29 protein-coding genes are annotated in these 25,427 nt (G+C 33.8%); 12 read left to right on the top strand and 17 right to left on the bottom strand.

Features of this window, described 5'->3' with window-relative positions; translation table 11 throughout:
- Positions 1-104 precede the first annotated feature (104 nt).
- The 5 genes from FOL89_RS01795 to FOL89_RS01775 form a co-directional block, all read right to left on the bottom strand.
- Entirely contained in the window at positions 105-1,439 is a 1,335-nt protein-coding gene (locus FOL89_RS01795; protein WP_144281134.1) for a trigger factor, read from the bottom strand.
- Between the two features lie 139 nt (positions 1,440-1,578).
- Entirely contained in the window at positions 1,579-2,142 is a 564-nt protein-coding gene (locus FOL89_RS01790; protein ID WP_144281133.1) for a hypothetical protein, read from the bottom strand.
- 27 nt (positions 2,143-2,169) lie between these two features.
- Positions 2,170-4,554: a TonB-dependent receptor gene (locus tag FOL89_RS01785; RefSeq protein ID WP_144281132.1), complete on the bottom strand. Its 2,385-nt coding sequence runs from the start codon at positions 4,552-4,554 to the stop codon at positions 2,170-2,172.
- A 276-nt stretch (positions 4,555-4,830) separates the two neighbouring features.
- Positions 4,831-5,187: a hypothetical protein gene (locus FOL89_RS01780; protein ID WP_144281131.1), complete on the bottom strand. Its 357-nt coding sequence runs from the start codon at positions 5,185-5,187 to the stop codon at positions 4,831-4,833.
- A gap of 22 nt (positions 5,188-5,209) precedes the next feature.
- Positions 5,210-5,542, bottom strand: coding sequence for a helix-turn-helix domain-containing protein (locus FOL89_RS01775; RefSeq protein ID WP_144281130.1), 333 nt, complete (start codon positions 5,540-5,542; stop codon positions 5,210-5,212).
- A gap of 149 nt (positions 5,543-5,691) precedes the next feature.
- On the opposite strand from FOL89_RS01775, the gene FOL89_RS01770 reads away from it, so the two are divergent.
- From FOL89_RS01770 to FOL89_RS01755, 4 genes are all read left to right on the top strand, one after another.
- A complete protein-coding gene (locus FOL89_RS01770) occupies positions 5,692-5,973 on the top strand; it encodes a hypothetical protein (protein ID WP_144281129.1) in 282 nt (93 codons plus the stop codon).
- 34 nt (positions 5,974-6,007) lie between these two features.
- The gene (locus FOL89_RS01765; protein ID WP_185146886.1) at positions 6,008-6,784 is read left to right on the top strand and encodes a hypothetical protein; all 777 of its coding nucleotides are present in this window, start codon (positions 6,008-6,010) and stop codon (positions 6,782-6,784) included.
- A gap of 5 nt (positions 6,785-6,789) precedes the next feature.
- Positions 6,790-7,038: a hypothetical protein gene (locus tag FOL89_RS01760; protein WP_144281127.1), complete on the top strand. Its 249-nt coding sequence runs from the start codon at positions 6,790-6,792 to the stop codon at positions 7,036-7,038.
- An 81-nt stretch (positions 7,039-7,119) separates the two neighbouring features.
- A complete protein-coding gene (locus FOL89_RS01755) occupies positions 7,120-7,548 on the top strand; it encodes a DUF1573 domain-containing protein (RefSeq protein WP_144281126.1) in 429 nt (142 codons plus the stop codon).
- Between the two features lie 48 nt (positions 7,549-7,596).
- On the opposite strand, the gene FOL89_RS01750 is transcribed toward FOL89_RS01755, so the two are convergent.
- Both FOL89_RS01750 and FOL89_RS01745 read right to left on the bottom strand, forming a co-directional pair.
- Positions 7,597-9,531 (bottom strand): ABC-F family ATP-binding cassette domain-containing protein, encoded by a 1,935-nt coding sequence (locus FOL89_RS01750; protein ID WP_144281125.1) that lies wholly within the window; start codon positions 9,529-9,531, stop codon positions 7,597-7,599.
- Positions 9,532-9,611: 80 nt separating this feature from the next.
- Positions 9,612-10,229, bottom strand: a complete 618-nt coding sequence (locus FOL89_RS01745; protein ID WP_144281124.1) for a DUF5715 family protein — start codon at positions 10,227-10,229, stop codon at positions 9,612-9,614.
- 447 nt (positions 10,230-10,676) lie between these two features.
- Here FOL89_RS01745 and aqpZ point away from each other — a divergent pair, with 447 nt between their 5' ends.
- The gene (aqpZ, locus tag FOL89_RS01740) at positions 10,677-11,393 is read left to right on the top strand and encodes an aquaporin Z (protein ID WP_144281123.1); all 717 of its coding nucleotides are present in this window, start codon (positions 10,677-10,679) and stop codon (positions 11,391-11,393) included.
- 56 nt (positions 11,394-11,449) lie between these two features.
- Here the strand turns inward: aqpZ and FOL89_RS01735 are convergent, their stop codons facing one another.
- The 5 genes from FOL89_RS01735 to FOL89_RS17475 form a co-directional block, all read right to left on the bottom strand.
- Positions 11,450-11,995 (bottom strand): hypothetical protein, encoded by a 546-nt coding sequence (locus tag FOL89_RS01735; RefSeq protein ID WP_144281122.1) that lies wholly within the window; start codon positions 11,993-11,995, stop codon positions 11,450-11,452.
- A gap of 24 nt (positions 11,996-12,019) precedes the next feature.
- On the bottom strand, positions 12,020-13,000 hold the full coding sequence (locus tag FOL89_RS01730; RefSeq protein WP_144281121.1) for a LuxE/PaaK family acyltransferase: 981 nt from the start codon (positions 12,998-13,000) through the stop codon (positions 12,020-12,022).
- 194 nt (positions 13,001-13,194) lie between these two features.
- Complete coding sequence (locus FOL89_RS01725; protein WP_144281120.1) at positions 13,195-13,971, bottom strand: UDP-2,3-diacylglucosamine diphosphatase; 777 nt, start codon at positions 13,969-13,971, stop codon at positions 13,195-13,197.
- A 26-nt stretch (positions 13,972-13,997) separates the two neighbouring features.
- Positions 13,998-14,441, bottom strand: a complete 444-nt coding sequence (queD, locus tag FOL89_RS01720) for a 6-carboxytetrahydropterin synthase QueD (protein WP_144281119.1) — start codon at positions 14,439-14,441, stop codon at positions 13,998-14,000.
- Positions 14,442-14,508: 67 nt separating this feature from the next.
- Positions 14,509-14,655: a hypothetical protein gene (locus FOL89_RS17475; protein WP_185146885.1), complete on the bottom strand. Its 147-nt coding sequence runs from the start codon at positions 14,653-14,655 to the stop codon at positions 14,509-14,511.
- 182 nt (positions 14,656-14,837) lie between these two features.
- Between FOL89_RS17475 and FOL89_RS01715 the strand changes: the two genes are divergently transcribed.
- A complete protein-coding gene (locus tag FOL89_RS01715) occupies positions 14,838-15,134 on the top strand; it encodes an MGMT family protein (protein ID WP_144281118.1) in 297 nt (98 codons plus the stop codon).
- Between the two features lie 85 nt (positions 15,135-15,219).
- Here FOL89_RS01715 and FOL89_RS01710 read toward each other — a convergent pair whose 3' ends face one another.
- Together FOL89_RS01710 and FOL89_RS01705 are read right to left on the bottom strand one after the other, a co-directional pair.
- Positions 15,220-15,606, bottom strand: coding sequence for a DUF423 domain-containing protein (locus FOL89_RS01710; RefSeq protein WP_144281117.1), 387 nt, complete (start codon positions 15,604-15,606; stop codon positions 15,220-15,222).
- Positions 15,607-15,707: 101 nt separating this feature from the next.
- The gene (locus FOL89_RS01705; protein WP_144281116.1) at positions 15,708-17,036 is read right to left on the bottom strand and encodes a hydroxymethylglutaryl-CoA reductase, degradative; all 1,329 of its coding nucleotides are present in this window, start codon (positions 17,034-17,036) and stop codon (positions 15,708-15,710) included.
- 189 nt (positions 17,037-17,225) lie between these two features.
- On the opposite strand from FOL89_RS01705, the gene FOL89_RS01700 reads away from it, so the two are divergent.
- The 6 genes from FOL89_RS01700 to FOL89_RS01675 all read left to right on the top strand — a co-directional run bounded on the left by FOL89_RS01700 (position 17,226) and on the right by FOL89_RS01675 (position 22,761).
- Positions 17,226-18,482 (top strand): putative DNA modification/repair radical SAM protein, encoded by a 1,257-nt coding sequence (locus FOL89_RS01700; protein WP_144281115.1) that lies wholly within the window; start codon positions 17,226-17,228, stop codon positions 18,480-18,482.
- A 146-nt stretch (positions 18,483-18,628) separates the two neighbouring features.
- Positions 18,629-18,865 (top strand): type II toxin-antitoxin system ParD family antitoxin, encoded by a 237-nt coding sequence (locus tag FOL89_RS01695; RefSeq protein ID WP_144281114.1) that lies wholly within the window; start codon positions 18,629-18,631, stop codon positions 18,863-18,865.
- A complete protein-coding gene (locus FOL89_RS01690; RefSeq protein WP_144281113.1) occupies positions 18,858-19,154 on the top strand; it encodes a type II toxin-antitoxin system RelE/ParE family toxin in 297 nt (98 codons plus the stop codon). Before FOL89_RS01695 ends, FOL89_RS01690 begins: the two co-directional genes overlap by 8 nt.
- A 117-nt stretch (positions 19,155-19,271) precedes the next feature.
- A complete protein-coding gene (locus FOL89_RS01685) occupies positions 19,272-20,030 on the top strand; it encodes a TIGR03915 family putative DNA repair protein (RefSeq protein WP_144281112.1) in 759 nt (252 codons plus the stop codon).
- A gap of 121 nt (positions 20,031-20,151) precedes the next feature.
- Positions 20,152-20,790, top strand: coding sequence for an MBL fold metallo-hydrolase (locus FOL89_RS01680; RefSeq protein ID WP_144281111.1), 639 nt, complete (start codon positions 20,152-20,154; stop codon positions 20,788-20,790).
- Between the two features lie 108 nt (positions 20,791-20,898).
- Positions 20,899-22,761, top strand: coding sequence for a CocE/NonD family hydrolase (locus FOL89_RS01675; protein ID WP_144281110.1), 1,863 nt, complete (start codon positions 20,899-20,901; stop codon positions 22,759-22,761).
- Between the two features lie 130 nt (positions 22,762-22,891).
- Here the strand turns inward: FOL89_RS01675 and FOL89_RS01670 are convergent, their stop codons facing one another.
- The 3 genes from FOL89_RS01670 to rlmN all read right to left on the bottom strand — a co-directional run bounded on the left by FOL89_RS01670 (position 22,892) and on the right by rlmN (position 25,405).
- Complete coding sequence (locus FOL89_RS01670) at positions 22,892-23,803, bottom strand: sterol desaturase family protein (RefSeq protein WP_144281109.1); 912 nt, start codon at positions 23,801-23,803, stop codon at positions 22,892-22,894.
- 136 nt (positions 23,804-23,939) lie between these two features.
- Positions 23,940-24,179 carry a hypothetical protein gene (locus FOL89_RS01665; protein ID WP_144281108.1) on the bottom strand — a complete coding sequence of 80 codons (240 nt, stop codon included), beginning with the start codon at positions 24,177-24,179 and terminating at the stop codon, positions 23,940-23,942.
- Between the two features lie 188 nt (positions 24,180-24,367).
- Positions 24,368-25,405 carry a 23S rRNA (adenine(2503)-C(2))-methyltransferase RlmN gene (gene rlmN, locus FOL89_RS01660; protein WP_144281107.1) on the bottom strand — a complete coding sequence of 346 codons (1,038 nt, stop codon included), beginning with the start codon at positions 25,403-25,405 and terminating at the stop codon, positions 24,368-24,370.
- Positions 25,406-25,427: the final 22 nt, after the last annotated feature.

Below are 25,427 nucleotides of genomic sequence, written 5' to 3'. Positions count from 1 at the left end.
CATTAAAATCACTTTCATGTGTAAAAAAACATCCTTGAAACTGGCTTCAGAAAACAAAAAAACCTCCGAAAATTTCGGAGGTTGTGTATTTGAATATAGAAAAATTATTTCTTCAACTCTTCTAAAAACTCATCATGAGAGATCGCTGTTTCTTTTTTTGTAGCTTTTTCAAGAATAACATCTTTCAATTTAGTCATTGCAACTTCAGAAGAAATTTGTCTTACCTGCTCTTGATCTTTCAACATTTCAACAGCATATTTTTGAATTTCTTCGTCTCCTAAATGATGAATTCCGTAGATTGCCAGTTGGTTTTTAACCAATTGCTCTGCTTGAGCCAAAACATCAGCATAATCTAACTGAATTTCGTTTTCACTCATCAGTTTACCTTCGATGATCTGGTATTTCAACTGGTTTTTCTCAGCTGCGAAAATTTCTCTTGCCTGCTCTTCGTTCTGGATATTCTGATTAGAGAATAATAACCATTTTATAAGGAAATCTTCAGGAAGCTTTACTTCTTCTTTTTCAGAAACCTGCTCAAGAATTTTGTTTACAAAATGTACATCTGCATTTTGTTGGAAATATTCATCCAACTCAGATTTTACTTTTTCTTTAAGCTCTTCTTCCGTTTTTATATTTCCTTCACCGTATACTTTATCAAACAATTCCTGATTAAGTTCTGCAAGGTTTAAGCTGTAAAAATCTTTCACTTTTACCTCTACTTCAGCGTGGTGCAAGTGTTCAGCTTCTTCTTTAGAAAATCCTAATTCTTTAGCTAAATTTTCATCACCTGTAAGTGTTTCTTTAGAAACTTTCACAGACCCATCCATTTTCAATGACTTTACTAATTTGAAAGCTGCTTTATTTTCTGCAGTAATTGTAGCCATTTTTGGAGCGTGATTGTGCTCTCCTTCTGCGCCTTCTTCAACTACCTGAGTAATTTCTAAAGAAACATAAGAGTCTTTTGTGATTTTGTCTTGCGGAACCTGCTCTGCAAAACGTTTCTGCATATTTTCAATGCTTTTGTTAATTTCTTTTTCAGAAGCTTCTACTTTGTAGTGTGGTGCTTCATATTTAGAAAGATCGATAGAAAATTCAGGCTCGAAACCTACTTCAAAAGCCACTTCAAGTTTCTCTGCATTATGATTAAAATCATTTACAGGCTGCGGAACCGGCTGACCAACTAATCTCAACTTATTTTCATTGACATAATTGTTCAAAGCATCAGAAACCTGCTTGTTGATCTCTTCAAATGCAATACCTGCTTCATATTGCTTTCTTACCATGCTCAACGGCACTTTTCCTTTTCTGAAACCAGGAACCTGTGCGTTTTTCGCATAGTTAATCAATTGCTTTTCTACTTTATCTTTGTAGTCAGATTTTTCTAATGTAACTGTAAGCAATGCACTTACATCATCATGATTTTGAGCTGTAACGTTCATTATCGATTAAAATTTTAGGTTGCAAAAATATGAATTTTTTATTAAAATAAGTCATTCATTTTGTTATTATCCGTTAAAATACAAAAGACATCAAAAAATGATGCCTTTCAGTAATATTAAATTTGTTTCAAAATATTTTTTAATGAAGATCAATCAATGCATCCACATCAGATTCTCCACCTACTGTACTTCCCAGCTGATTGTCTGCTGAAGGAGAATTCTGATTCACTGAAGTAGGTGCGTGTACAAGTTTTATATTTACTTTTCCGGTTGAAGTTACACTTACAACAGTCCACTGAGTTTTCAGTCCCAGTTTATTCCCATCTGTTCTTTCAACATCATTAGCTGCTCTTTTTACGGTAACATTTGCTTCAGAAAAACCAAATGTAATAAAATGCTCATCTTTTTCTTCAAGAATTTCATTATTCACACTATGGTAATGATCATCATGCTTTACCTGAAAATCCAGTTCAACATTAAATACATCTCCTGCTTCAGCGTGAATATGTTTATCGGCAACTCCGCCGATATAATTAATTGTCTGTACATCTGTTGCATCATTTGCATTAGTCAATGTCACCACCAACTTTTCGATCTCTTCATGCTCGTGAATATCTTCCGGAATATCGGTAGAATCGTTTCTACACGAGAAGACTAAAAGTGCTGCAAAAAGGACCAAAGTAATGTTTAAGAATTTTTTCATTGTAATTAAAATTTAAAATATTAATAATTAAAAGTTGTACTTAAGAGTTATAATAAAGTTTCTGCCGTTTTCTGGCATAAAATATCTGAGTCTGTTGAGATACTCACGGTATTCTGTATTGAAAATATTGTTGATTCTGAAATTGATATTGAAATTTCTAGCGACATCTGCACCTACTGATGCATTAAATAAAGTATAGGCAGAAGGTGTAGAACTCAAATCCAGTTCTTCTCTGAAAAAAGTTCCGTCTTCTATAAAGTCAACGGTCTGATTTCTGATCGGAAAACGATTTTGCTTAAATATATTTACATTTTCCAGTCTGATATAGAAATTATTAGGAATATTCATTTTCCATTCTACAGAGTTTCTCAGATTTGCCGGCATCATCAGAATAAGAGCTTCATTGTTAGACAAATCATCTCCTTTCAGGGCACTGAAACCTGTATTCCATTTCAAATTATCAAGAACATTAAGTTCCGCATCTGCATCAATCCCAAAAATTCTTGCTTTAATCTGCTGATAACTCCATATCGGAAATACCCCTCGATTGGAGTTAACAACTCCTGTAGGAATCTGATTGATAAAATGATCAGAGATCATGATATAAGGAGCTGCTTCTATACGAAGACCTTTCAGCATATTAAAGTTAGACACCAAAGAAAGATTTGCCTGGTAAAGCGTTTCTTTTTTGATTCGCATATCACCTTCCTCTACAATCGCCGCAGAGTGATGCAGTCCGTCTGCAAATAATTCGGCAGGATTGGGAGTTCTGTCGGCTCTTGATAAGTTTAATTTAATTTCAAAATTATCAACAGGTTGATAATCAAAACCTAGATTAGCCGAAAAATTATGATAATCTAAAATAGGTCTTGCCAAAATTCTACTGTCATTTTTCTGAACAAGAAACTCTGGAAAAGCACCTGAAAATCTGGTATTCCAATCAGATTCATCATAATATTTGTAAGCATCATATCTGCTGAAATCATATCGTACTGCTGCTTCTGCATTCAGTTTTGAATTAAATCTGTATTTAAAAACAGAAAATACACCTGCATCATAACGATAGTAATCGGGAATTAAGCGTCTTGCTTTGGTTGCAGGATTGGGATAATTATCCTGAAAGCCTCCGGAAATACCACTTTCTAAACTCCAGTCTGTACGTTCAATAAGATGAACTAAACTTGCCGAATGAGTAATCAATCGCAAATCCATAGAAGGCAGTGCGTTCAAATCTCCTCTTCTGATGTCAAATTCTTTTCTTTGATTTAATTGAAAGGCGTATTGAAAAGTCAGTTTTCCAAAATCTGCAAATCTTTTGTAAGCAGAAACTTTAGCAATATGATGCTCCACTTCCTGTTTGGGACTGCCAATTTCATAACTGAAATCGTCCAGAAAATAAGGTTGTCCTAAATTGATTGCCTTATAAAAATCTGACGGACTTCCCAAATGTGCACCCTTGTAGATTCCAAATTCCTGCCTGATTCCGCTATACGATACATCAAACCCCTGCAAAAAGCTGTGATTTCCAAAAGAGAAATTAAATGAATTAACTTCTGCCCCGGTATTTTGCAACGTATGATGAGGAATATAAAGATCTCCGAGTTTCCTATAGCTTCCGCCTGCTTTTACAAACCATTGATTTTTCCATGATTTTAAAAGATTAGCAGAAACCTCTCCTCCCCTTCCGTTGGAAATCCCGGAAAGTTTTACATTCCCCATCAAAGTATCTTTTTTAGGAATGAGTGCAGGTTCTAAAATCACGACTCCTCCCACTCCTTCGTTACTATATTTCAGGGCAGATGCACCTTTGATGACATCAATATGCTCAAAATCGTTCACATCCACATTGGGAGCATGCTCTACTCCCCATTCTTGTTCCGCCATTTTCACTCCGTTGTTTAGGATGGAAACGCGGCTTCCGTACAAACCATGAATTACCGGTTTTGTAATATTGTTTCCGGTTTTCAAAGCGGTTACGCCAGAGAGCTGCGACAGGAGATTTCCAAGATTTTCGGTAGAATTTCTCTCAATATCGGCTCTGTCAAGCGTTGTCATAATTACAGAACCTTTTGTTTTATGGCTTCCGTGAATTGTTACCGTCTGAATTTCATCTACATGATGTTCCAGTTTTATAGCCAGATGCAAATCTCTGTCAACTCGTATATTTTCAGTATAGTCGTTGCATTCAGGATGCTTGGCAATAAGATTATAATTTCCCGCAGGAATTTTAGTCAGGGAAAACTGACCGTTTTTATCGGTTTTTGCAGAAAAATCTCCTATTAGGATTTCCGCATTTTCCAGCATTGTTTTATCATGGAAATCCTGCACGCTTCCTTTTACAGTATAGGTTTTCTGTGCATTGATATTTGCCAGTCCTGTAAGAACCAACAAAAAACTTACTATCAATTTCATTGTCAATAAATTGAGTTACGTAATTGAACCTTTGATAAACAAAGATCAAAATACAGTTCGTTAAAAAAGTTTGAATTGGATTTTTTCTGTGACAAGCAGCCTGTAAGCAATCAGGTCTAAAGGCTTTACTTTTTGACTTACATCATGAAGATAAGATATTAATCCCTAAAAAATATTGAGGTAAAATAAATTGAAATAAGCAAAACGCTTGTATTTATTAACAGCTAAAAGTTGTTAATTTAAAGCAAAAAAAATCCGAAAAAGATAATTTGAGAATTAAGAAATTGCGGGCGGACCGCGAAGCTGAAAAGAATATTTGGTTTGTGCCCAAATCTTTTCCTGAAGAGTAAAAATTTGTTCTGATTTCTCTGAATGCTGAATAGCTTTGAATGTAAACTCTTCGGGCAGAAGCGTATTTCCAGTCGATATAAAATGACAGGCTAAACAGTCTCCTTTAGATTCTTTAGCATCAGATTTAGTAAGTGTGTTTTCTGACTTTTTAAGATTGAGGGTTTTCAATGTATCAGAAAAGTCGTGCTCATGAAATGTCTGAGAAAACAGCGCAAAAAAATACACGCCAAACATCAGTCTGGAGATGAAATTTTTGAAATGTCTGCTTTTAGTACAAATCATAATACAAAGATAAGCAGAAAAATTATTCTTTACTGCTATTTTTAATTGAATTATTAAACAAATCTAAAAACTTTTCAGTTAATTCTTTATCGGTAAGTATGATTACAACAGTATTTTTAATTTCATTGTCTCTAAAGCTGTCTTTAATTTCGATGCTTTTGTCACTTTTATATAGATCGGCAATTTCTACCCCAAAAATTTCTGCCAAGTTAGGCACCAAACTGCTTTTTACTTCGGCAGCTTCTTCTTCCCACTTTGCATACGTTCTTCTGTCTACATTGAGCAAATCGGCAATTTCTTTTTGCGTTTTGCCCTGGCTTTCCCTTAGTCTTCTGATGGTTGTTCCTACACTCATAATCTGATTTTTCCACAAATGTAATAAATTTTATTTTGGGTAAACAATTGCAGAAAAATGGTAAAATTTTGTACAGATTTATTCTAAAAACAAAAATATCTTAGCACTGTGATAAAAAAATATTTATTAATTTTAAAAACTTAACAATTATGAAAAAGAAATTTTTGATTGGTGCTTTAGGATTGGCATCAGTATTTGCAATGACTTCAGCTACAGATGAAAATGCTGAAAACGGAAGAAAATTCTGGGGGAAAGAAATTGTGGATGTTGTTTCATGTACACCAAGTGGACAAAATCCTGACGGAACCACTACCTATACAGTTACCTATGAAGTTGAATACTATGTATTTTGGGTTGGAGTTAGTACTACAACACAAACTCAAAGCGGAATGTCTGACTGCGGTATACCGAAGGGATGTATTTCTTGTTAATAAAATGAAAAATTTATTTAAAAAAACATTAGTAATGGGAAAAGAACTTTTGTTCTTTTCCCTAATTTTATTAAGCTTTAATAATAAAGCTCAAGTAATACAACGATTTTCTGATGGGAAGTTATTTGATTCAATTACTGTTGTAAACGCTGAAGAAAATGTAATTTTAACGTCTTTAAATTTTAGAACTTTTAATTTTAATAGAGAAAGCAAAGTGTTGTATAACGGAAAACAAATTGATTTCTCCATACAAAATGACACTTTGGTATTTTTTGATAAGGTGAAGGAAATTGAGGCAATAAAGCTTTCGCAGTCTAATTTAAAAGAAAAACAAGAAAAAATAATTAAAAAAAGTAATCATAAAAATTTTTTTTATGTTCTAAATTCCAATTACCCAATGGGGACTTCTATAAATTTTGACACTGAGAAAAAAACTACATATATTAAGTCAGTATACGTTTTTCCAGAACTAAAAAACAAAGAAATATTAAATTCGGGGAAAATGGAAATTCAAATATTACCAAACAAGAATGGTCTTCCTAATGAACAAGAACCGCTCAGCACATTTGAAATTAATACTAAAGAAATAAAAGGGAGAATTTGGGAAATAAAGCTTCCAAAAATTATTAAATATCCTGAAAACGGTTTCTTTATAATTTTCAAGTTTATTCATGCTAAAAATAATGTTTTTGCTCTTAGTCTTAAGACAACAGAACAATCAAATGTTTGGTTATATAATCCAGTACATTATGGGGGTTGGAAAAAAGATGATGATCAAGGTATATTGTACAAACTAAAAATCCTGCAATAATTATTTTGAAAAAGAGTATTCTCTTTTCCGTATTATTCATCAGCAATTTATTATTTTCTCAGAAAATCATAAGGTTTTCTGACAATAAAGAGTTTGACTCGATCATGATTGTTGATTATAATAAAACTGTTCTTCATAAAAACGAAATTGGAAATTATCATTTTTCAGAAAACAGCAGAGTGCTTTATGATAATAAGTTATCTGAATTTGCTATCAGTAATGATACACTTACTTTTTTTGATCACATTGAATAAATAGATGAAGTAAGTATTGATGGCGATAACAAAAAGCAGAAAGTAAGCACAAAGAAAATAAAAATAAATCTTAAAACACAAATGAACAAAACATTAAAAATAATTCTCATCACATTGTTTGCCATATTCGTTATAATAATTGCGGTTATCAAAACATTATCAAACAACAAATATTCAATTAACATCACTAAAAACGACGGCAAAATAAAGATTCCTGTTTCTGAGTATAACTTTGGTGAAATTTCTTATAGAGATTCTGTTGGATATGATTTTAAAATTATGAATGTTGGCGAGACTCCCGTTGTACTAAGCAAAATTTCACAGTCTTGCAATTGCACTTCATTAGAATATAAAAACAATGATATACAACCTGCAGATTTTTTGACGATAAAAGCGAAATTCAAACCAAAAAAAGAAGACATCGGAAGAAACAAAATAACTATTTTCTTAAAAGGAAATTTTGAACAGGAGAATTATATACTTAGCTTGGAGGGCAATGTTACGGAATGAGTAAAAAAAAAGATGAACTGTAAAAAAGTTCATCTTATGTTCCTGAAATTATCCAAGCTGTGTTCCTAAATATTCCCATTCCTGTAAGGCGATATCTAGGTTTTCCTTGGTTTTATTATATTTTTCGAGAGTCTCCTCAGAAGGGTTTTCTTTAGTAAAAGAAGTCTCAAAGTTTTCTATAGCAATTTCAAGCTCAGCAATTTGTTCTTCTACTTTTTTCAGCTTATTCTGAATATTTTTCTGTTCTTTACTTATGATGGTAGATGTATGAGAAGTACCTTCTGATTTTTTTTCCTCATTTTTAAGCTTTACTGCAGCTTTAGCTTCTTCTCCGTGAAGTTTAGCTTTTTCAGCAGAAATTTCTCTGATTGATTCCTTTTGTCGATATTCAAGATATTCGTTGATGTCGCCCAAAAACTCTTTCATCTTCCCATCCCGGAATTCGTAAATTTTATCACAAAGACCTTGCAAAAATTCTCTGTCGTGAGAAATCACAATCAAAGTTCCTTCAAATTTCTGTAAAGCCAGTTTAATAATTTCTTTTGACTGAATATCAAGGTGATTGGTAGGTTCGTCCATAATTAAAGTATTGAACGGACGCAACAACAATTTACAAAGAGCCAAGCGGTTTCTTTCTCCTCCGGAAAGCACTTTCGTTTTCTTGTTCACCGCTTCCCCCTGAAAAAGGAAAGAACCTAATAAATCTCTAACTCTCGGTCTGGTTTCTTCGGTTGCCGCATCTTCTGCTTCTTCCTGTACGGTTTTATTCGGCGTTAAAACCTCCTCCTGATTCTGAGCAAAATATCCTATGTTGACATTATGACCCAAATTCCAGCTCCCTGAATAATCTTTAATGTCACCAGCAAGAATTTTAGCTAAAGTAGTTTTACCCTGTCCGTTTTGTCCGAGAAGCGCAATTCTGTCTCCACGCTGAACCATAAAATCTACATTGTCAAAAATTTTCTTTTCACCGTAAGATTTTCCAAGATTTTCTGCCTCAAAAATAACTTTACCGGGAACTACCGATTGTACAAAACGGATATTAAATTTAGAAACATCTTCATTATCAACCTCAATTCTTTCGATTTTATCTAATTTCTTGATCAATGACTGGGCAAAAGAAGCTTTTGTAGCACTTGCACGGAATTTATTGATATTATCCTCCATCTGCTTGATTTCCGCATCCTGATTCTTTTTTGCCTGAATCAGCTTTTCGCGTCGGTCTTCACGCATGACCAGATATTTGGAATAGTTGGCTTTATAATCATCAACCTTTTTGTTATTGATATCAAAAGTTCTGTTACAAACGGCAGTCATAAACTGTTTGTCGTGACTTACCAAAACAATTGCTCCGGGATAATCTTTCAAAAAGTTTTCCAGCCAGATGATAGATTCCATATCCAGGTGATTGGTAGGCTCATCAAGAAGCATGATATCGTTCTTTTGAAGAAGAAGCTTGGCCAGCTCAATTCTCATTCTCCATCCACCTGAAAATTCGTCTGTAATTTTCTGAAAATCATCTGCTTTAAAACCAAGACCGAAAAGTACTTTTTCCATATCTCCTTCCAGATTGTAGGCATCGTGGTGCATCAGAAGATCATTCAGCTCGGTCATTTTATTGATAAGGTCGGTATAAGAATCACTTTCGTAGTCCGTTCTTACCGTCATCTGATGGTTTACTTCTTCCAATTCATCTTTCCATGCATTGATCTGCTCAAAAGCCTGCATGGTTTCATTCCAGACCGTTCTTCCTTTCACGAAATCAAGATCCTGTTTAAGGAAACCAATCGTAATATTTCCTTCCGGCACAACATTGCCTTCATAAAAGGAAATTTCTCCTGAAAGCATTTTCAAAAGCGTAGATTTTCCCGCTCCGTTTTTTCCAACAAGACCAATTTTATCGTCTTTTTTGATGGTAAAATTGACGTTCTGAAACAAATAATTTCCCGAATGATGTAAACCTAAACCCTGAACCGAAAGCATCTTTTATGAATATTAATGATGAATAAATGTATGTGAATGTTTTCCGGGTGCAAAAGTAAGCAAAATAAAAGAATTGTAAATCAGTAATTTCTTACAGTGACATGAAAACAACTCTGCTGTCTTTCTTTAATGTAATAAATACGCCCCAAATTGGCATAATGTTTCAAAACCTTTTCTAGTGCTGCTTCCAGTTTCGGATTGGTTCGGAGAACATTATTAAACCTTACATAAGAAATATCGAAAGAGTTCCCATAATTATGAGAGCTTATTCCTAATGACGCATTGCTGTTGACTTTTCTTAGCCTGCATTGATCTTCAAGCGTTCTGGTAAGTGATGAAACAGTAAAAGTCTGACCTTTGGTTTCTTTGCTGAATCTTGCTCCAATGTTTTCTAATGTAATTTTAGCTTTTGAAACCAAATAAGCTCTGCTGTATTGCAGCTTTTGTACTCTGAAACCTTTACCGCTTTTTTTAACTGTATGAAATTTACCTTTATTGATATATTTCTGTACATGAGCTGTGCTTTCCAAAACCTTTACATTAAAACTTCGTGAAGCGTCCAAATGAGGCTGATAAAGAAAAGTAGGCTGCACTTTCAATACTTCTTTCAAATCATAACATGAACTTGTTTTCTTTGAAGATTGCGAATAAAATACCTGGTAAAATAACAAAAGAAAAAAATACAGCAGCTTTTTCATTAAAATAATTTCAACTTAAACTTCATTTAATCTGTAAAGTTTTCAAATATAATAAATTTTCAGTTGATAATTCATAGCAGATTTAAACTATGACTTCCATAAAAGTGGAAATTTTAATAAAGTAGAATCGAAAAAATATTTAATTCAAATCAACTTTTTGATACGTTTCCTCGCAATATTCTATTTATTTCTGATGAAAATAAAATCAGATGAACATTATTTTGAAAATATTTTGATAAATACATATTTCAAAATCATAATCTATTATGTTAAAATTATCCACCACCCATGCACACATGATAATAAATAAATTTAATAAAAAACTCATGTTTTTTAAATTTTAAATAAAATATATACCAATTAGAATCATTAAATTCATCAATTAATCATAATTATTAAATAATTAATTTTTGTACATTAGCGATTAATAATTTAAAAAACATTAAAATGATTTCAAAAACATCAAAATTTGTAGCCGAAATGATCGGCACAATGGTACTTGTTCTCATGGGCTGCGGAAGTGCAGTAATTGCTGGAGCAGACGGCACAACAGGGGTAGGACTCCTAGGAATATCTTTTGCATTTGGTTTAAGTGTTGTAGCTATGGCTTATGCTATAGGACATATCTCAGGATGCCACATCAATCCAGCAATTTCGATAGCGATGGTCGCAGCAGGAAGAATGAAGCTAGATGAGGCATTACTTTACATTATTGCACAAATTTTAGGAGCAATAATCGGAGCCGGAGTGCTTTATGTAATTTTTACCAATCATCCCGGTGCGGTAATGGGAGAATGGGCATTGGGCTCTAATGGCTGGGGAACAGGGTATCTGGATGCCTATAATATGACTGCAGCGTTTGTGGCAGAGTTTGTATTTACCTTTATCTTTTTGATGGTTATTTTAGGATCTACCTCAACAAAAAATATCAATGGCGGATTTGCCGGCTTAGCAATAGGATTTTCTCTGGTTCTCATCCATATTGTAGGGATAAAAATAACAGGAGTTTCTGTAAATCCTGCAAGAAGTATTGGCCCTGCAATTTTTGCCGGCGGAGAAGCACTTTCACAGCTTTGGTTATTTGTTGCAGCTCCTGTTTTGGGAGGTATTTCGGCAGCTTTCACTTACAATATACTGATTGAAAAACCTGAACCTACAGTGTAATATATCAATCATTTTCTTAAAAAAACCTGCTTCATGTTTAATTGAAGCAGGTTTTTTTATTTTCTGTTTTTTAAATCAAAAGGATTTTTAAAAATAAGTTCTTCATGTTTTCCTTTGATTTCCATTTTACGGTAAAGAAGATTCAGTGCTATTTTTCTGATGAATAAATCTTTATCTGTAAGCTTCCAGTAAGAGTCATCATGCACTTTTGGTGCTTTACGGATTTCGTAAAATTCTGTTTCCCATGAATCTACATTGTGGTAAAATTCAATGATTCCGCAATGTTGAGGTATTAAAGAATGCTCTATCATTCCCATCGGAAGCAAAAAGCTGAATGAGTTGCAAATATAATCACCACAGCATATTTTGTCATGTTTCAGATATTTTTCTCCTGTGGAATTATTAGTGTAAGATTTTTTAAAATCATTTTTAAAATCACTTTTAGAAAGTTTTATTTCAATTTCATGGCTAAAACCTTCAGAGTTGATGATCAGAATATCTGCTTCCCAATCTGCCTGGAAATGATTGGTAAGCACAATTTCGTTCTCAAAATCACATTGAGAATGAATGAATGCATGAACCAGTTCTTCTATTTTTAACACTGTTTAATTTATATGATACAACCATCAACTTACGAGCAGACTGCATCCGCGAATGTCGGAATGATCTATTCTTCCCAGTACCTGAAATTTATCTTCTGTTATCTTACCTAAATCTTGGGTTGCAATGAATGAACAGGAATGAATATTTGCCAAATCAATAATATTAATTGCTCCTGTTCTTCCCTCCTTTTCATAACTGAAAGGATCTTCTGTATTTCTGATCAAAATTTTCATCCAGCCGGGACATTGGTATTCATTATTCCCCAAAGAATATGCCTGAGAAAGCAGTTCTGTCATAGAATACTCAGAATATATCTTATCGGTTCCAAAACCATGTTGCAGAATTTTCAGCAATTCATCTTTTGTCATTTCTTCCTTTCTTCCTTTCATGCCCCCTGTTTCAATTACAGTGAGAGTCTCAGAATATTGAAGGCTCTGACTGTTTGTTTGACAATAATCCAAAAAATCCAGCAGTGCAAAAGACACTCCGAAAAGAATTACTTTTTTATCTTTCAGCAAGTTTAAGAGACGAAACAAATCTTCATGATTGTACAAAAAATATCCATTTTCATTTTTACCTGACTTCTTCATCAGATAATCTACCATATATATAAGTGAAGAATTTTTGCGTTCCAGATAACTGGGCAAAAGTCCGAGGAAAATAAAATCTTCCGGTTTGCCTATAAATTGCTCAAAACTTTTTACAATACTTTCCTGATAAATACTCTCATCAGCAATATAATGCTTAGAAAGATTCATCATGGTAGTTCCCGAACTTTGAAAATACAGATCAGAACCAATATTTTTATTGAGAACTTTATGATTTTTAAACATTTCTATAGGCAGAAACGGAATCTTATCTAAAGAAACAATACTCTCAGGATCAATATTGAGATAATCTACAAATTTTTTGTAAACTTCTATATGATGATACTGAAATTTAAAAACCGACAAAGAAGCCTCCAAAAAATCCTGTTCGTTTTTTATATTAAATATATTTTTCAACTTAATTCACTGCTTTTATTAAAATTTAATCACTCATTTTGAGTCAATTACATTTTTCAATTAAAAATAATTCACACTTTAAGAAGTAAAAAATTTTTTGGTTAGATATTTTGTGTATATTCGTACCAGAATATGGATTAATAATAAGGGGTTCATAGCCCTTATTAAGAATTACCTCTTTTAGGGGTAATTTTTTATTTTACAGTCTCGAAAGTTTTCAGTTCAAATTCATTTTCAAAAACGCCATAGGTGAAATAAGAAATCCAGTCACCCAAATTGATGTATTTTGAGTTTTTTTCCAATTCTAAAACCATAGGTAGATGGCGATGTCCGTAGATAAAATAATTGATATTTTCTTTTTCAAGCTTCTTCTTAGAATAGATAATTAAGAACTCCTTATCCTCTCCCAAAAACGACTTGTCTTCTTCACCAGAAATCATTTTATTTTTCTGTGACAGATATAAAGCAATTTTCATTGCAATATCCGGATGCAGCCATCTGAAAAACCATTGAGCAACAGGATTGGTGAAAATTTTTTTCATCCTTTTGTAGCCTTTATCTCCTGGTCCTAAACCATCTCCGTGAGCCAGCAAAAACTGCTTTCCGCCCATCTCAAAATACTGCTTTGTGTAGAAAACGGTACAGCCTATCTCATCCTCAAGATAATCTTTCATCCACAAATCGTGATTTCCGACAAAAAAATAAATCTGAATTCCACTATCTTTCAGTTCAGCAATTTTTCCTAAGACACGCACATAACCTTTAGGAATTACGTGATTCCACTCATGCCAGAAATCAAACAAATCACCCATTAGAAACAAAACCTGCGCATCGTTTTTAATTTCGTTCATCCAACGGATAAACTTTTCTTCACGAATTTTACTTTCTTTAGGATTAGGAGCTCCAAAATGCTGATCAGAAGCAAAATATACTTTTTTTCCGGGCTCTAAATGAATGGTTGTTTTAAGCACGACTTAATGTTTAAGATCTTTTCATATTAGTTGTCTTCAGCAAACCATTCTCCGTAGGAGTTTTCGGTTTCGTGAAGTTTAAGATAGGCAAGAGAAATTCCTTCCGGAAGTTTAGATTTTATTTTGGCGGCAATAGCGTATAACATATTTTCACATGTTGGCTGGAAAGTACAGTAAATAACTTTATGACCTTTTTCTTCAAGATCCTCGCCCAATTGTTTATGAGGAGACAATCCGTTGATGAGTACAGCATGATCCCAAACATCTACAATTTCAGATTTTACAATTGTTTTGATATCACCAAAATCTACTACCATACCATTTTTCGGATGATCAAGATCGTTAACAGGCTTTCCTTTTACCGTTACGAAAAGTTTATAGGAATGTCCGTGCATATTTTTACATTTACCATCATAATTGTAGAGAACATGAGCGGTTTCGAATGTAAAAATTTTTGTAATACGTATCATTTTACAAAGATACGTAATTTGTATTTTGATTTTGCAATCTGTAAATCAAACAAAATTTCTTATCTGGTCAATCCAACGAATTAATCAACACAAAATATCGGTAAGCTAATATTCCCTTCTGAATTTTGGTTAATTTCGCAGGATCCTTATCACTAAGCTTTGGCAGAATAGCTTTGTTGATTTTATTTAAAATTTTAAAAACGGATTTCTTCATAAGTAGATTTTTATTGTTCTTTAAAATTATATTCTAAATCATGCTGATTTCATATTTTTATTTTTTCCAACTTAAACTTAAACTTAAAGTAGGCTGAAATAATCTAATCAAATTGTCATAATTTTACTAAGGTTAATTCCTTAAAATGATAATTTTAATCCAAAAATTATGCTATAAATACTATGAACGAAATATTCAAAAAACAGGTATGGGAAATCACAAAACTGATCCCAAAAGGCAGAGTAACAAGCTACGGAGCTATTGCAAAAGCTGTTGGTTTTCCTAACCATTCACGTCACGTAGGAAAAGCGATGGGAGGATGCCCTAAAGATGTTCCAGCACACCGGGTTATTTCGTCATCCGGAACACTTTCAGTTCCCGAATTTCAATTAAGACTGGAAAAAGAGGGTATAAAAATAGAGAATTTCAAAATTAAGAATTTCAAAAATATTTTTTGGAATCCTTTAGAAGAGATTTAATTAAATATTTTCTGGTTAAAACTTCGGCGGTGGCTTTACCGCCGCCGAAGTTTTAACCAATTGAAATCAAAAAACAGAATTGTCCTTAGCTTTTCATCTTCACAAAATAGAAAATCAGCAAAGTCCAGCTTAGGATCATCAATAATCCTCCAAGCGGAGTGACAGGTCCGAGAAATTTCAGGTTCATCCCGAAATAATCCTGCATACTCAATCCATAAATACTGAAAGAGAAAAGCATCGTTCCGAAAATCATCAGCCAGGAAATCCAGTTTTCAGTTTTGGTTTCAAATTTTAAAATGTAGCCTGCAATAAGTAAAAAGAATGCAGCGTACATTTGGTATCTTACACCTGTTTCAAAACTTTCCAGTCTTTCCACAGATAATATTTTCTTTAAAGCGTGTGCTCCGAAAGCGCCCAAAATTACTGATAACATTCCGTAAACAGCTCCGAAGATAAGTGTTATTGTTTTCATTTTATATTAAATTTCGTCATTATGAGCGAAGCAAAGTGAGGTCGAAGAATCTCTATAAATGCAAAATCTTCATTTGTTTACTCCATTGAGATGACATTTTTTTACTTATTTCTTAATTTCTCCAACTCCGAAATCACCTCATGATGGCTCACCGTTTTATCTTTAAAGTAAGTCACAAAATATTGCTTTTCCTCTTCCGTTGCGTTAAACTGATTCAGAATATTGAAAAGGTGCATTTTCATATGTCCTTTCTGGATTCCTGTTGTAACCAAAGAACGTAACGCTCCAAAATTCTGCGCTAATCCGGAAACTGCCAAAATGCTCATCAGCTCCTGCGCAGAAGGTTTTCCAAGCAAAGCCAAAGAAAATTTCACCAAAGGATGAAGATTCGTCAAGCCACCTACAACACCTACAGAAATTGGCAAGTCGATCCAAAATCTGAAAATTCCGTTATCTGTTGTACAATGTGTCAGAGAAGAATATTTACCATTTCTAGCTGCATAAGCGTGTGCACAGGCTTCGGTTGCCCGGAAATCATTTCCAGTGGCAATCACAACTGCATCTACTCCATTCATAATTCCTTTATTGTGCGTTGTTGCTCTGTAAGGTTCAATCTCAGCAATCGTCACCGCACGTTTGAATTTCCACGCAAATTCTTCGTTAGAGATTCCGCTGTCGTCTTTCAAATCCTCAATTTTACAAGAAACTTCGGCTCTTACAATACAGTCAGGCGTGTAGTTGGAGAGAATATTCATCACAATCTGAAGCGAATCCTTTTCTTTCTGAGAAAATTCCGCTTCATTCGCCACTTCTTCTTTGAGGGTTTTACCAAACTGCTCCAGACAGGAATTGATGAAATTGGCTCCCATAGAATCTACGGTGTCGAAACTCGCCTTTAGCTGGAAATAATGTTCCAATTCAGCGGTTTTGTCAATCAATTTAATATCTAGAATTCCGCCGCCTCTTTTTCTCATATTGGCGGTGATGTCTTCTGTTGCTTCGAGTAATTTTTTCTTCAGTTTAAAATTGAAAAAATGAAGCAGTTTGTGCGGTTCTGTCTTCAGAATAAAATGGGTGTGACCCAATTTTTCCGTGTTGATGATTGTGGTCTTAAAACCGCCTTTGTCCAACCAAAACTTTGCTGCTTTGGAAGCAGCTGCCACTACCGAACTTTCCTCCACAGCCATTGGAAGAGCCAATAATTTTCCATTAATCAGGAAATTGGGAGCGATTCCGTAAGGCATATAAAAATTGGAAATCGTGTTTTCAGAAAATTCATCATGAAGTTTCTGTAAATCAGTATTTTCGTTCCAATATTGGTTTAATATATTTTGATATTCTTCGTTTCCTTCAAGATACTCGTTTACAAGCCAATCGATTTTTCCTTGTTTCGTTAATTTAGAAAAACCTTCTACGGGTTTATGATTCATATGGAGTTTTGTTTTTTTCTTAGTAAATCGTATGCAATTGCTTCCGCAATTTCATAACATCAATTTAATGAGCGTAAATATACTAAATTTGTCGCTTTAAAGTGTTGATAACATCTATCGGAAAAGATTGATATTTATCAATTTTGGAACTAAATTTGACCATTTCTAATTCAAATCAAATCCATCAATATGAATTTCGACCGCATCAAAGAAAAACTTGAAATACTTGCAGACGCTGCCAAGTACGATGTTTCGTGTTCTTCAAGCGGTGGCAAACGAAAAAACAACGGCGGTTTGGGCGACAGCTCAGCAAGCGGAATCTGTCATACTTATACCGAAGACGGACGTTGTGTTTCACTTCTCAAAATCCTTTTGACCAATCATTGCATTTACGACTGCATTTACTGTGTTTCAAGAAAGTCAAATGATATCAAACGAGCAGCTTTTACAGTGGATGAAGTCGTTGATCTGACCATCAGTTTTTACAGACGGAATTACATTGAAGGTTTATTTCTGAGTTCTGGAATTTTCAAAGACGCAGATACAACGATGGAACGTTTGGTTCGCGTGGCAAAAAAACTGAGAACCGAACATAAATTTAACGGTTACATTCACTTGAAATCCATTCCGGGAGCGAGTGATGATTTGATGAATGAAGCGGCACTTTATGCCGACAGACTTTCCGTTAATCTTGAAATTCCGACGGAATCTGGTTTGAAATTACTGGCACCGGACAAAAACCGGGAAGATATGCTGCAACCAATGCGAATCGTGCAAAAAGGAATCCAGCAATATAAAGACGAGAAAAAGATCATCCGAAGCGTTCCAAAATTTGCTCCGGCCGGTCAATCGACTCAAATGATTGTCGGCGCAACGAATGAAAACGATTTGCAGATCATTAAAGTAGCCGATCATTTCTACAAAAACTACGGAATGAAACGGGTTTATTATTCGGGTTATATCCCTGTGACTGTGGATAATCGTTTGCCTGCAATCACAGCAGAAGTTCCTGTTTTGCGGGAAAATCGTTTGTATCAATCGGATTGGCTAATGCGTTTTTATGGTTTTAAAGCGGATGAAATTCTGGATTTTAATATGCCTTTTCTGGATTTGGAAGTGGATCCAAAATTAAGCTGGGCGTTGCGACATCTTGACCAGTTTCCCGTTAATCTGCAAACAGCCGATTATAAAATGATTCTCAGAATTCCAGGAATTGGGGTGAAAACTGCGCAAAAAATTGTGAGCGCAAGACAATTTCAGGTTTTGAATATTGATCATCTTAAAAAACTAGGAGCAGCGGTAAACCGCGCCAAATATTTTATTGATTTTACTTATGGAAATCCATTCCTGAAACACTTAACCGATTTGAATTTGAGAAAATTAATTATCGGTGGAAGTCAGTCGAAATTTCAAAATCAGTTTTCTCAGCAGTTAACTTTGTTTTAAGGATTCAATTTCGATCAGCCTGACAATGCAAAAAAAGACGATCTAATTTATTATTCCGAAAAAAATTTTCTACAACTTTATTTTTAATTAATTGTCCAAATTTGCTAAATTTAGACATAATTTGTAATTTCGAAAAAAGATTTATAATGAATGTCAGTTTCACAAAAAAACAAGAAGAATATATTTCAAATCAAATAGAATCCGGAGATTTTCAGAATGCAAGTGAGGTTGTCCGTGATGCTTTGCGGCTTCATGAAGTTTATCGTCATCGGGTTATTCAGGATTTGAAAGCGGAAATAGAAAAAGGTTGGAATAGTGAATTGAGTTCTCGCTCTGTAAAAAATATCATAGAAGCCAAGAAGAAAAAAAATAGTAATGTCTAAAGAATTCTATGCTTTATCAAAAATTGCTGATAAAGATTTGGAAGACATTTTTGATTATACATCTGATGAGTTTGGTTTTGAGCAAGCCGAAAAATACCTTTTGGAAATTGAAGAAATTTTTCAAAATTTGATTTTAAACCTACAATTAGGAAAAAAGCGAGATGAAATCAAAAAAGATTTGTACAGTTTCCCAAAAGATAATTATGTCATTTTCTACAAAATTTTAAATAAGTCTATTAGAATTGTCAGAGTTTTACACGGAAGCAGAGATGTTCCAAAGTATTTTTAATATATGATTCCTTAAATATAAAGACTTTGGCTTCGCTCAGCCTGACAATCCATAGATTAAATAATTAATTACAAATGTCACACTGAGCGGAGTCTTAGTACTCCAATTAAAAGTAAGATGATTACATTATTATACGACGGCAGTTTCGATGGACTTTTCACAGCAATATTTGAAGTTTTTGAATATCGTTATCAAGATGTGGAAATCCGAAGCAGGGAAAGTTTTGTGCAGGAAAATATGTTTGCGGAAATCCATGAGGTTGTCACACATCAGGAGAAATCCGAAAGGGTTCTGAAAAAGCTTGAAGAGAGTATCGGAAAATCGGGGATTAATGATTTGCTGCGGGTTTACCTTTCTGAGAATGATGAATTAGAACAGCTTATTTTATCCGTTGTGAGACAGTCGGTAAAATTCCCGAACGATAACGTCCTGAAAAATTTTGCCAATGATGATATTCTGAAAATAGCCAAAATCTGCAAATCCGTCAGTCGGGAAAGACACAGAATGACAGCTTTCGTAAGATTTGAGAAAATTCAGGATGATATTTATTTCGCAAAAATTGATCCGGATTTCAATGTATTACCATTAATCAGAAAACATTTCAAAGACCGATATGCCGATCAAAAATGGATGATTTATGATTTGAGAAGACATTACGGATTGTTCTATGATTTGGAAAACTGCGATTTTTTTTATCCTGATGAAAAACTAAATCTCAATCAATATCAGGAAAAATTTCACGACGAAGAAAAAAAATACCAAATACTCTGGCAAAGCTATTTCACGAAAACCAATATCAAAGAAAGGAAAAACACTAAACTGCATATTCAGCACGTTCCGAAGCGATATTGGAAATATCTGACGGAGAAATGGTAATTTTCATGGTTCTATAATAAACAATTATTATAGAAGACTAATACTATATATAATGAAAATTTATATAAAACTTCATTAATAAAAATTATATTGTCTCTATTTTTGCTGTAAATAAAAAATTATGCTAAATATCCAAAATTTCGTTTTCAATTTTGCCAGTGAAAATACATATATTGTTTATAATGATAATAAAAATGCATGGCTGATTGATCCGGGAAATATGAATGCAAAAGAAACCCAGTCCCTTGAAAAATTCGTTTTGGATAACGAACTGAAAATTCAAAAAATTCTACTTACCCATGCCCATATTGATCATATTTTAGGACTTCAATGGGCTTTTGACACTTATAAAGTCCCTGTTTATATGCATATAGAAGATAAAGAGGTACTTGATATGTTTCAGATCAGTGGTATGAGATTCGGAATTGATCTTGATCACATCAATGTTGATCTTGAATACATTAAAGAAGGTCAGAAAATTGAACTTGACGGAGAAGTTTTTGCAGTGTATCACGTTCCGGGACATTCACCGGGAAGTGTGGTTTATCATAATGAAAATCAAAAATTTATGATTTCCGGAGATGTTTTATTTGAAGGAAGTATTGGCAGAACAGATTTATATAAAGGAAATTACGAACAGCTGATTGATGGAATTAAATCTAAACTTTTTGTCTTAGATGACGAAACAAAGGTTTTTTCCGGACATGGAAATCCCACCGTTATTGGATTTGAAAAAAAACACAATCCTTTTTTACAATAGGTTCAGTAAAATCAGATATTATTTAATGTTGAAAATTTCTACATTAAATTCCCATTTATCCTTTTCGGCAATCTTAACAGTAATATAAAATTATCTATGAAATATTTTATGAAGATTCATCTTTCCATTCTATTTATTTTTCTTTGGTTTCTTGGCAAATCTCAGACAAAAAACAATCAAATTGATACATTCGTGAAAGATAATTTCACAAAAAAGGAATTTTATATTCCCATGAGAGATGGGGTTAAGCTTTTTACTTCAGTATATATTCCGAAAGATATTTCAAATAAAAACAAGTATCCTTTTTTAATGCAGCGTACTTGTTACAGCATTGCTCCTTACGGTGAAAACGAATACAAAACGAAACTGGGACCCAATCAGTTTCTTATGAAAGACAAATATATTTTTGTTTTTCAAGATGTAAGAGGAAGATACATGAGTGAAGGAAATTTTACCAATATGACTCCACAGGTAGATCGTAAATCTAAAAAAGATGTTGACGAAAGTACAGATACTTACGATACTATAGAATACCTTCTAAAAAACATTAAAGATCATAACGGGAAAGTTGGTCAGTACGGAACATCATATCCTGGTTTTTATACAGCCGTAGGAACTCTTTCTCAGCATCCCGCTTTGGTGGCTTCTTCACCTCAGGCACCAATTTCTGATTTCTGGAATGATGACTTTCTTCATAACGGCAGATTTATGCTGGGATATTTCAGAACTTTTCCTGTATTTGGAGTTCAGAAAACAAAACCAGAAAATAAAGCTTGGTATACCGATTCAATGATTAAAACTTCTTCTGAAGACGGTCTTAAATTTTACAGAGAAATGGGGACTTTAAAAGACGGATACGATAAATATTACAAAAATAATTTCTTTATGACAGAAATTATGAATCACCCCAATTACGATGATTACTGGCAAAAAAGAAATCTTTTACCACATTTAAAAAACATCAGTCATGCTGTAATGACTATTGGAGGATGGTTTGATGCAGAAGATCTTTCCGGACCGCTGAATATCTATAAAACCATTGAAAAAACCAGTCCGAAAGCGAAAAACACTATAGTAATGGGACCTTTTTCGCACGGAGGATGGTCCAGAGAAGAAGGAAAACATTTCCATAATCAGATTTATTTCGGAGACAGCATCGCAACATATTATCAAAAAAATATCGAAACAAAATTTTTCACTCATTATCTGAAAGGAAATACAAAACAAGATGTCGGTTTACCAGAAGCCTTAATGTATGATACCGGAGCGAAAGAATGGCGTGAGTTTTCAGTTTATCCACCAAAAGAATCGAAAAAAATAAAGTTTTATTTGGCTGAGAAAACATTAAAAAGCAAATCAGGAGCAGGATTTTCAGAATATTACAGCGATCCGGAAAACCCTGTCCAAAGCTCAGTCAATCTGAAAGATTTCAATGGCTTTACACCGCGAAATTATATGTCTGAAGATCAAAGATTTGCTATAGGGAGACCCGATGTTCTTACTTTTACTACTGATGTTTTGACAGACGATCTCACTTTTGCCGGAGAAATTATGGCAAAACTCAATATTTCTTCTACTTCAACAGACGCAGACTTTGCAGTGAAACTGATTGATGTATATCCTGAAGATTTTAAACCAACGGAAAAGAAAGAAGGCGTTATTTACGGAAACTACCATCAGATGGTAAGAAGTGAAATTATGCCTGCAAGATTCCGACATTCTCGTGAAAAAGCAGAAGCGCTGATTCCTAACCAAAAAACCGCCGTTAATTTCAGATTACAGGATGTTGTTCATACCTTTAAAAAAGGGCATAAAATCCAGATTCAGATCAGCTCAACATGGTTTCCGTTATTTGCGATAAACCCGCAAAAATTTATGGAAAATCCTAATTTTGCTACCAAAGAAGATTATACAAAGGCTTTTATTAAGATCTTTGAAGACAGCGTGATTGAAGCAGATGTTTTAAAATAAATAATTGATATTAAACATTTTAAGTCAATTAATTTTACTTTTTAAAAAATTGCAAATCCGAAATTTCTTTAAAACACAGTAAGATTAACGAAAAGAAACTAAAAAGAGACTATTGAAAAAATAGTCTCTTTTATTTTAAAGTTGTTTTGTGATAATATTTTTTTTGATATTCCTTTACCGTCTTCCCTTTCCCGTCATGTCTCCATCCCGGAGCATTGAAAATGTAATTAATTCTATCTGAAATCTTTAATCCCGGCTGCCTGAGATCTTTCCAGATTTTACGCCATTCGTATAAAAGAACAGTATCCGGTTTGTTGTCGGGCATTTTAGGATAAATTCCGAATTTTACAGGAGTTTGAGGGTCTTCTTTCTCAAAAGTTCCAAATATTTTATCCCAAACAATCAGGCACATTCCCATATTTCTGTCGAGATATTTTATATTGCAGGCGTGATGAACTCTATGATGTGAAGGCGTCACCAAAATATACTCTAAGATTCCCAAACTTTTTACCGTCTGTGTATGAACCCAAGTTCCGTAAACCTGACCAACAGCATACACCACCATAATATGCCAAGGATTAAAGCCCAGAAATGCTAACGGACAAAAATATAAATACCTGTATAAAGGCTGTAAAACAGGACTTCTAAACCCTGTTGTAAGATTGAAATATTCTGAATTGTGATGAGTAATATGAACCGCCCAAAATGCTCTTGAATGATGATCTACATAATGAAGTACATAGTAGGCAAAATCAGTCACTACAAAACAAATGAGCCAATACCAAATAGTAAATTCCCAAGAAAAAAAACTTCTATTATAAAAGAAAAACATCACTGCCATGGCAAAAACCTTCATTACAAGGTCTAAACCAAAATTCATCAACGCAAGGCAGACACTGGTTGCAGTATCTTTTCTATTGTATAATTTAGCTTCAGAAATATGACTGTAAATCATTTCAGCCAAAATCACAGTGACAAGAATAGGAATTGACCAAGCATAAACACTTTCCAAACCGTCTTCTCCCGTAAAAAAATCTATCATTATTAGCTATTTATACAAATGTAAAATTTTATGGAAATACCGTAAACAATTTTTACTTTTTTAATAAAAATTTAATCAGTGAATCTGGAAAGGCTCAAGCTGTTTCAATATTTTCACAGACTTTGCCAAAATCATATTATTTTGATTGAATGTAGCCTACTGCTCTCTTTGTGCTGAAATAGTATTTATTGTAGAAAACCCAATATTCTCCTGTAATACGATCCTTCTTAAATATCAGATCATTACCGGAAGGTAAAACAGTAACTCCATACGTTTTTCCCTCAAAATGATATTTTTGAGAAGAAACTGTTAAAGTTAAAAGGTCAGGTATTGTGATAAAATTATTTTTCTCCAATTTAAGACGGTTCGTTTTCAAATCCGAACAGATTTCATCAGCAACTGAATGACAAAGTCTGTTTTCAGCAAAAAAGAAAAAAGGAAAACTTAGAAAAAAGAATGCACTCTTTAAGCTGTTTTTCTTTTTAATTTTATCGTAAATAAAGTATATAAATGAAAATATTATGAAAACTACACTAATATAGAACAAGCATAGCCAAAAGAAAGTCATTCCTCTGCAGATTTATTCGCCAATTGTCCGCATGCGGCATCAATATCTCCACCACGGCTTTTTCTTACCACACAGACAATTCCTGCATTTTCCAGCTGACGGATATAGTTTTCTTCTGCCTTCTTGTTACATTGATCGTATTTTCCGTCACCGATAGGGTTATACTGAATTAAATTGACTTTAGATGGAACCTGTCTGCAATATTTAATTAATGCTTTAATATCTTCATCACCATCATTAATGCCCTTCCATACACAATATTCAAAGGTAATAACAGAGCCTGTCAGCTTATACCAATACTGTAAAGCCTCCATGATTTCCGTTAATGGAAATTTATCAGAGAAAGGCATAATTTCATTCCGCTTAGATTCAATGGCTGAATGAAGAGACAACGCTAACTTTACCTTCAGTCCTTCATCTGCCAACATTTTGATCATCTTTGGAATTCCGGAAGTAGAAACGGTAATTCTTCTGGGTGACATTCCCAAACCTTCCGGCTGGGTAATTTTTCTAATGGCTTCCACCACATTTTTGTAATTCATCATCGGCTCACCCATTCCCATGAAAACAATATTGGAAAGCGGTCTGTCGAAATACATTTTGCTCTGACTGTCGATCAAAGCCACCTGATCAACAATTTCGGCCACTTCAAGATTTCTCATTCTTTTGAGTCTTGCTGTAGCACAGAATTCGCAGTTCAAAGAACAACCAACCTGAGAAGACACACATGCTGTAGTTCTGGTTTCTGTCGGAATCAAAACAGATTCCACCAACAATCCATCGTGAAGTTTTACACCGTTTTTTATAGTTCCGTCTGTACTTTTTTGCAGTAAATCGACTGAAACAGGATTAATGGTATATTCCTCAGCAATTTTATCACGAAGCTGTTTGGAAAGATTCGTCATCTCATCAATCGAATGAAGATTTTTACTCCATAACCAGTCATACACCTGTTTCGCACGAAACGGTTTTTCTCCCAAAGAAACAAAGTAATCTTTGAGCTGATCTAGTGATAAAGTTCTGATGTCTTTCATTATGTTGTTGGATGTTGGATGT

The sequence above is a fragment of the Chryseobacterium echinoideorum genome (assembly GCF_007474535.1).
Classification (GTDB): Bacteria; Bacteroidota; Bacteroidia; order Flavobacteriales; family Weeksellaceae; genus Chryseobacterium; species Chryseobacterium echinoideorum.
This window is presented reverse-complemented; position numbering and strand designations above follow the sequence as displayed.

Coding starts and splice junctions, on each gene's coding strand:
- FOL89_RS01750 (WP_144281125.1), bottom strand. CDS start 9,531: ATGCTTTCGGTTCAGGGTTTAGGTTTACATCATTCGGGAAATTATTTG.
- FOL89_RS01715 (WP_144281118.1), top strand. CDS start 14,838: ATGAACGAAATATTCAAAAAACAGGTATGGGAAATCACAAAACTGATC.
- FOL89_RS01670 (WP_144281109.1), bottom strand. CDS start 23,803: ATGATAGATTTTTTTACGGGAGAAGACGGTTTGGAAAGTGTTTATGCT.
- FOL89_RS17475 (WP_185146885.1), bottom strand. CDS start 14,655: ATGAAGAAATCCGTTTTTAAAATTTTAAATAAAATCAACAAAGCTATT.
- aqpZ (WP_144281123.1), top strand. CDS start 10,677: ATGATTTCAAAAACATCAAAATTTGTAGCCGAAATGATCGGCACAATG.
- FOL89_RS01710 (WP_144281117.1), bottom strand. CDS start 15,606: ATGAAAACAATAACACTTATCTTCGGAGCTGTTTACGGAATGTTATCA.
- FOL89_RS01690 (WP_144281113.1), top strand. CDS start 18,858: ATGTCTAAAGAATTCTATGCTTTATCAAAAATTGCTGATAAAGATTTG.
- FOL89_RS01795 (WP_144281134.1), bottom strand. CDS start 1,439: ATGAACGTTACAGCTCAAAATCATGATGATGTAAGTGCATTGCTTACA.
- FOL89_RS01785 (WP_144281132.1), bottom strand. CDS start 4,554: ATGAAATTGATAGTAAGTTTTTTGTTGGTTCTTACAGGACTGGCAAAT.
- FOL89_RS01790 (WP_144281133.1), bottom strand. CDS start 2,142: ATGAAAAAATTCTTAAACATTACTTTGGTCCTTTTTGCAGCACTTTTA.
- FOL89_RS01780 (WP_144281131.1), bottom strand. CDS start 5,187: ATGATTTGTACTAAAAGCAGACATTTCAAAAATTTCATCTCCAGACTG.
- FOL89_RS01680 (WP_144281111.1), top strand. CDS start 20,152: ATGCTAAATATCCAAAATTTCGTTTTCAATTTTGCCAGTGAAAATACA.
- rlmN (WP_144281107.1), bottom strand. CDS start 25,405: ATGAAAGACATCAGAACTTTATCACTAGATCAGCTCAAAGATTACTTT.
- FOL89_RS01695 (WP_144281114.1), top strand. CDS start 18,629: ATGAATGTCAGTTTCACAAAAAAACAAGAAGAATATATTTCAAATCAA.
- FOL89_RS01685 (WP_144281112.1), top strand. CDS start 19,272: ATGATTACATTATTATACGACGGCAGTTTCGATGGACTTTTCACAGCA.
- FOL89_RS01700 (WP_144281115.1), top strand. CDS start 17,226: ATGAATTTCGACCGCATCAAAGAAAAACTTGAAATACTTGCAGACGCT.
- FOL89_RS01705 (WP_144281116.1), bottom strand. CDS start 17,036: ATGAATCATAAACCCGTAGAAGGTTTTTCTAAATTAACGAAACAAGGA.
- FOL89_RS01755 (WP_144281126.1), top strand. CDS start 7,120: ATGAACAAAACATTAAAAATAATTCTCATCACATTGTTTGCCATATTC.
- FOL89_RS01745 (WP_144281124.1), bottom strand. CDS start 10,229: ATGAAAAAGCTGCTGTATTTTTTTCTTTTGTTATTTTACCAGGTATTT.
- FOL89_RS01775 (WP_144281130.1), bottom strand. CDS start 5,542: ATGAGTGTAGGAACAACCATCAGAAGACTAAGGGAAAGCCAGGGCAAA.
- queD (WP_144281119.1), bottom strand. CDS start 14,441: ATGATACGTATTACAAAAATTTTTACATTCGAAACCGCTCATGTTCTC.
- FOL89_RS01770 (WP_144281129.1), top strand. CDS start 5,692: ATGAAAAAGAAATTTTTGATTGGTGCTTTAGGATTGGCATCAGTATTT.
- FOL89_RS01765 (WP_185146886.1), top strand. CDS start 6,008: ATGGGAAAAGAACTTTTGTTCTTTTCCCTAATTTTATTAAGCTTTAAT.
- FOL89_RS01675 (WP_144281110.1), top strand. CDS start 20,899: ATGAAGATTCATCTTTCCATTCTATTTATTTTTCTTTGGTTTCTTGGC.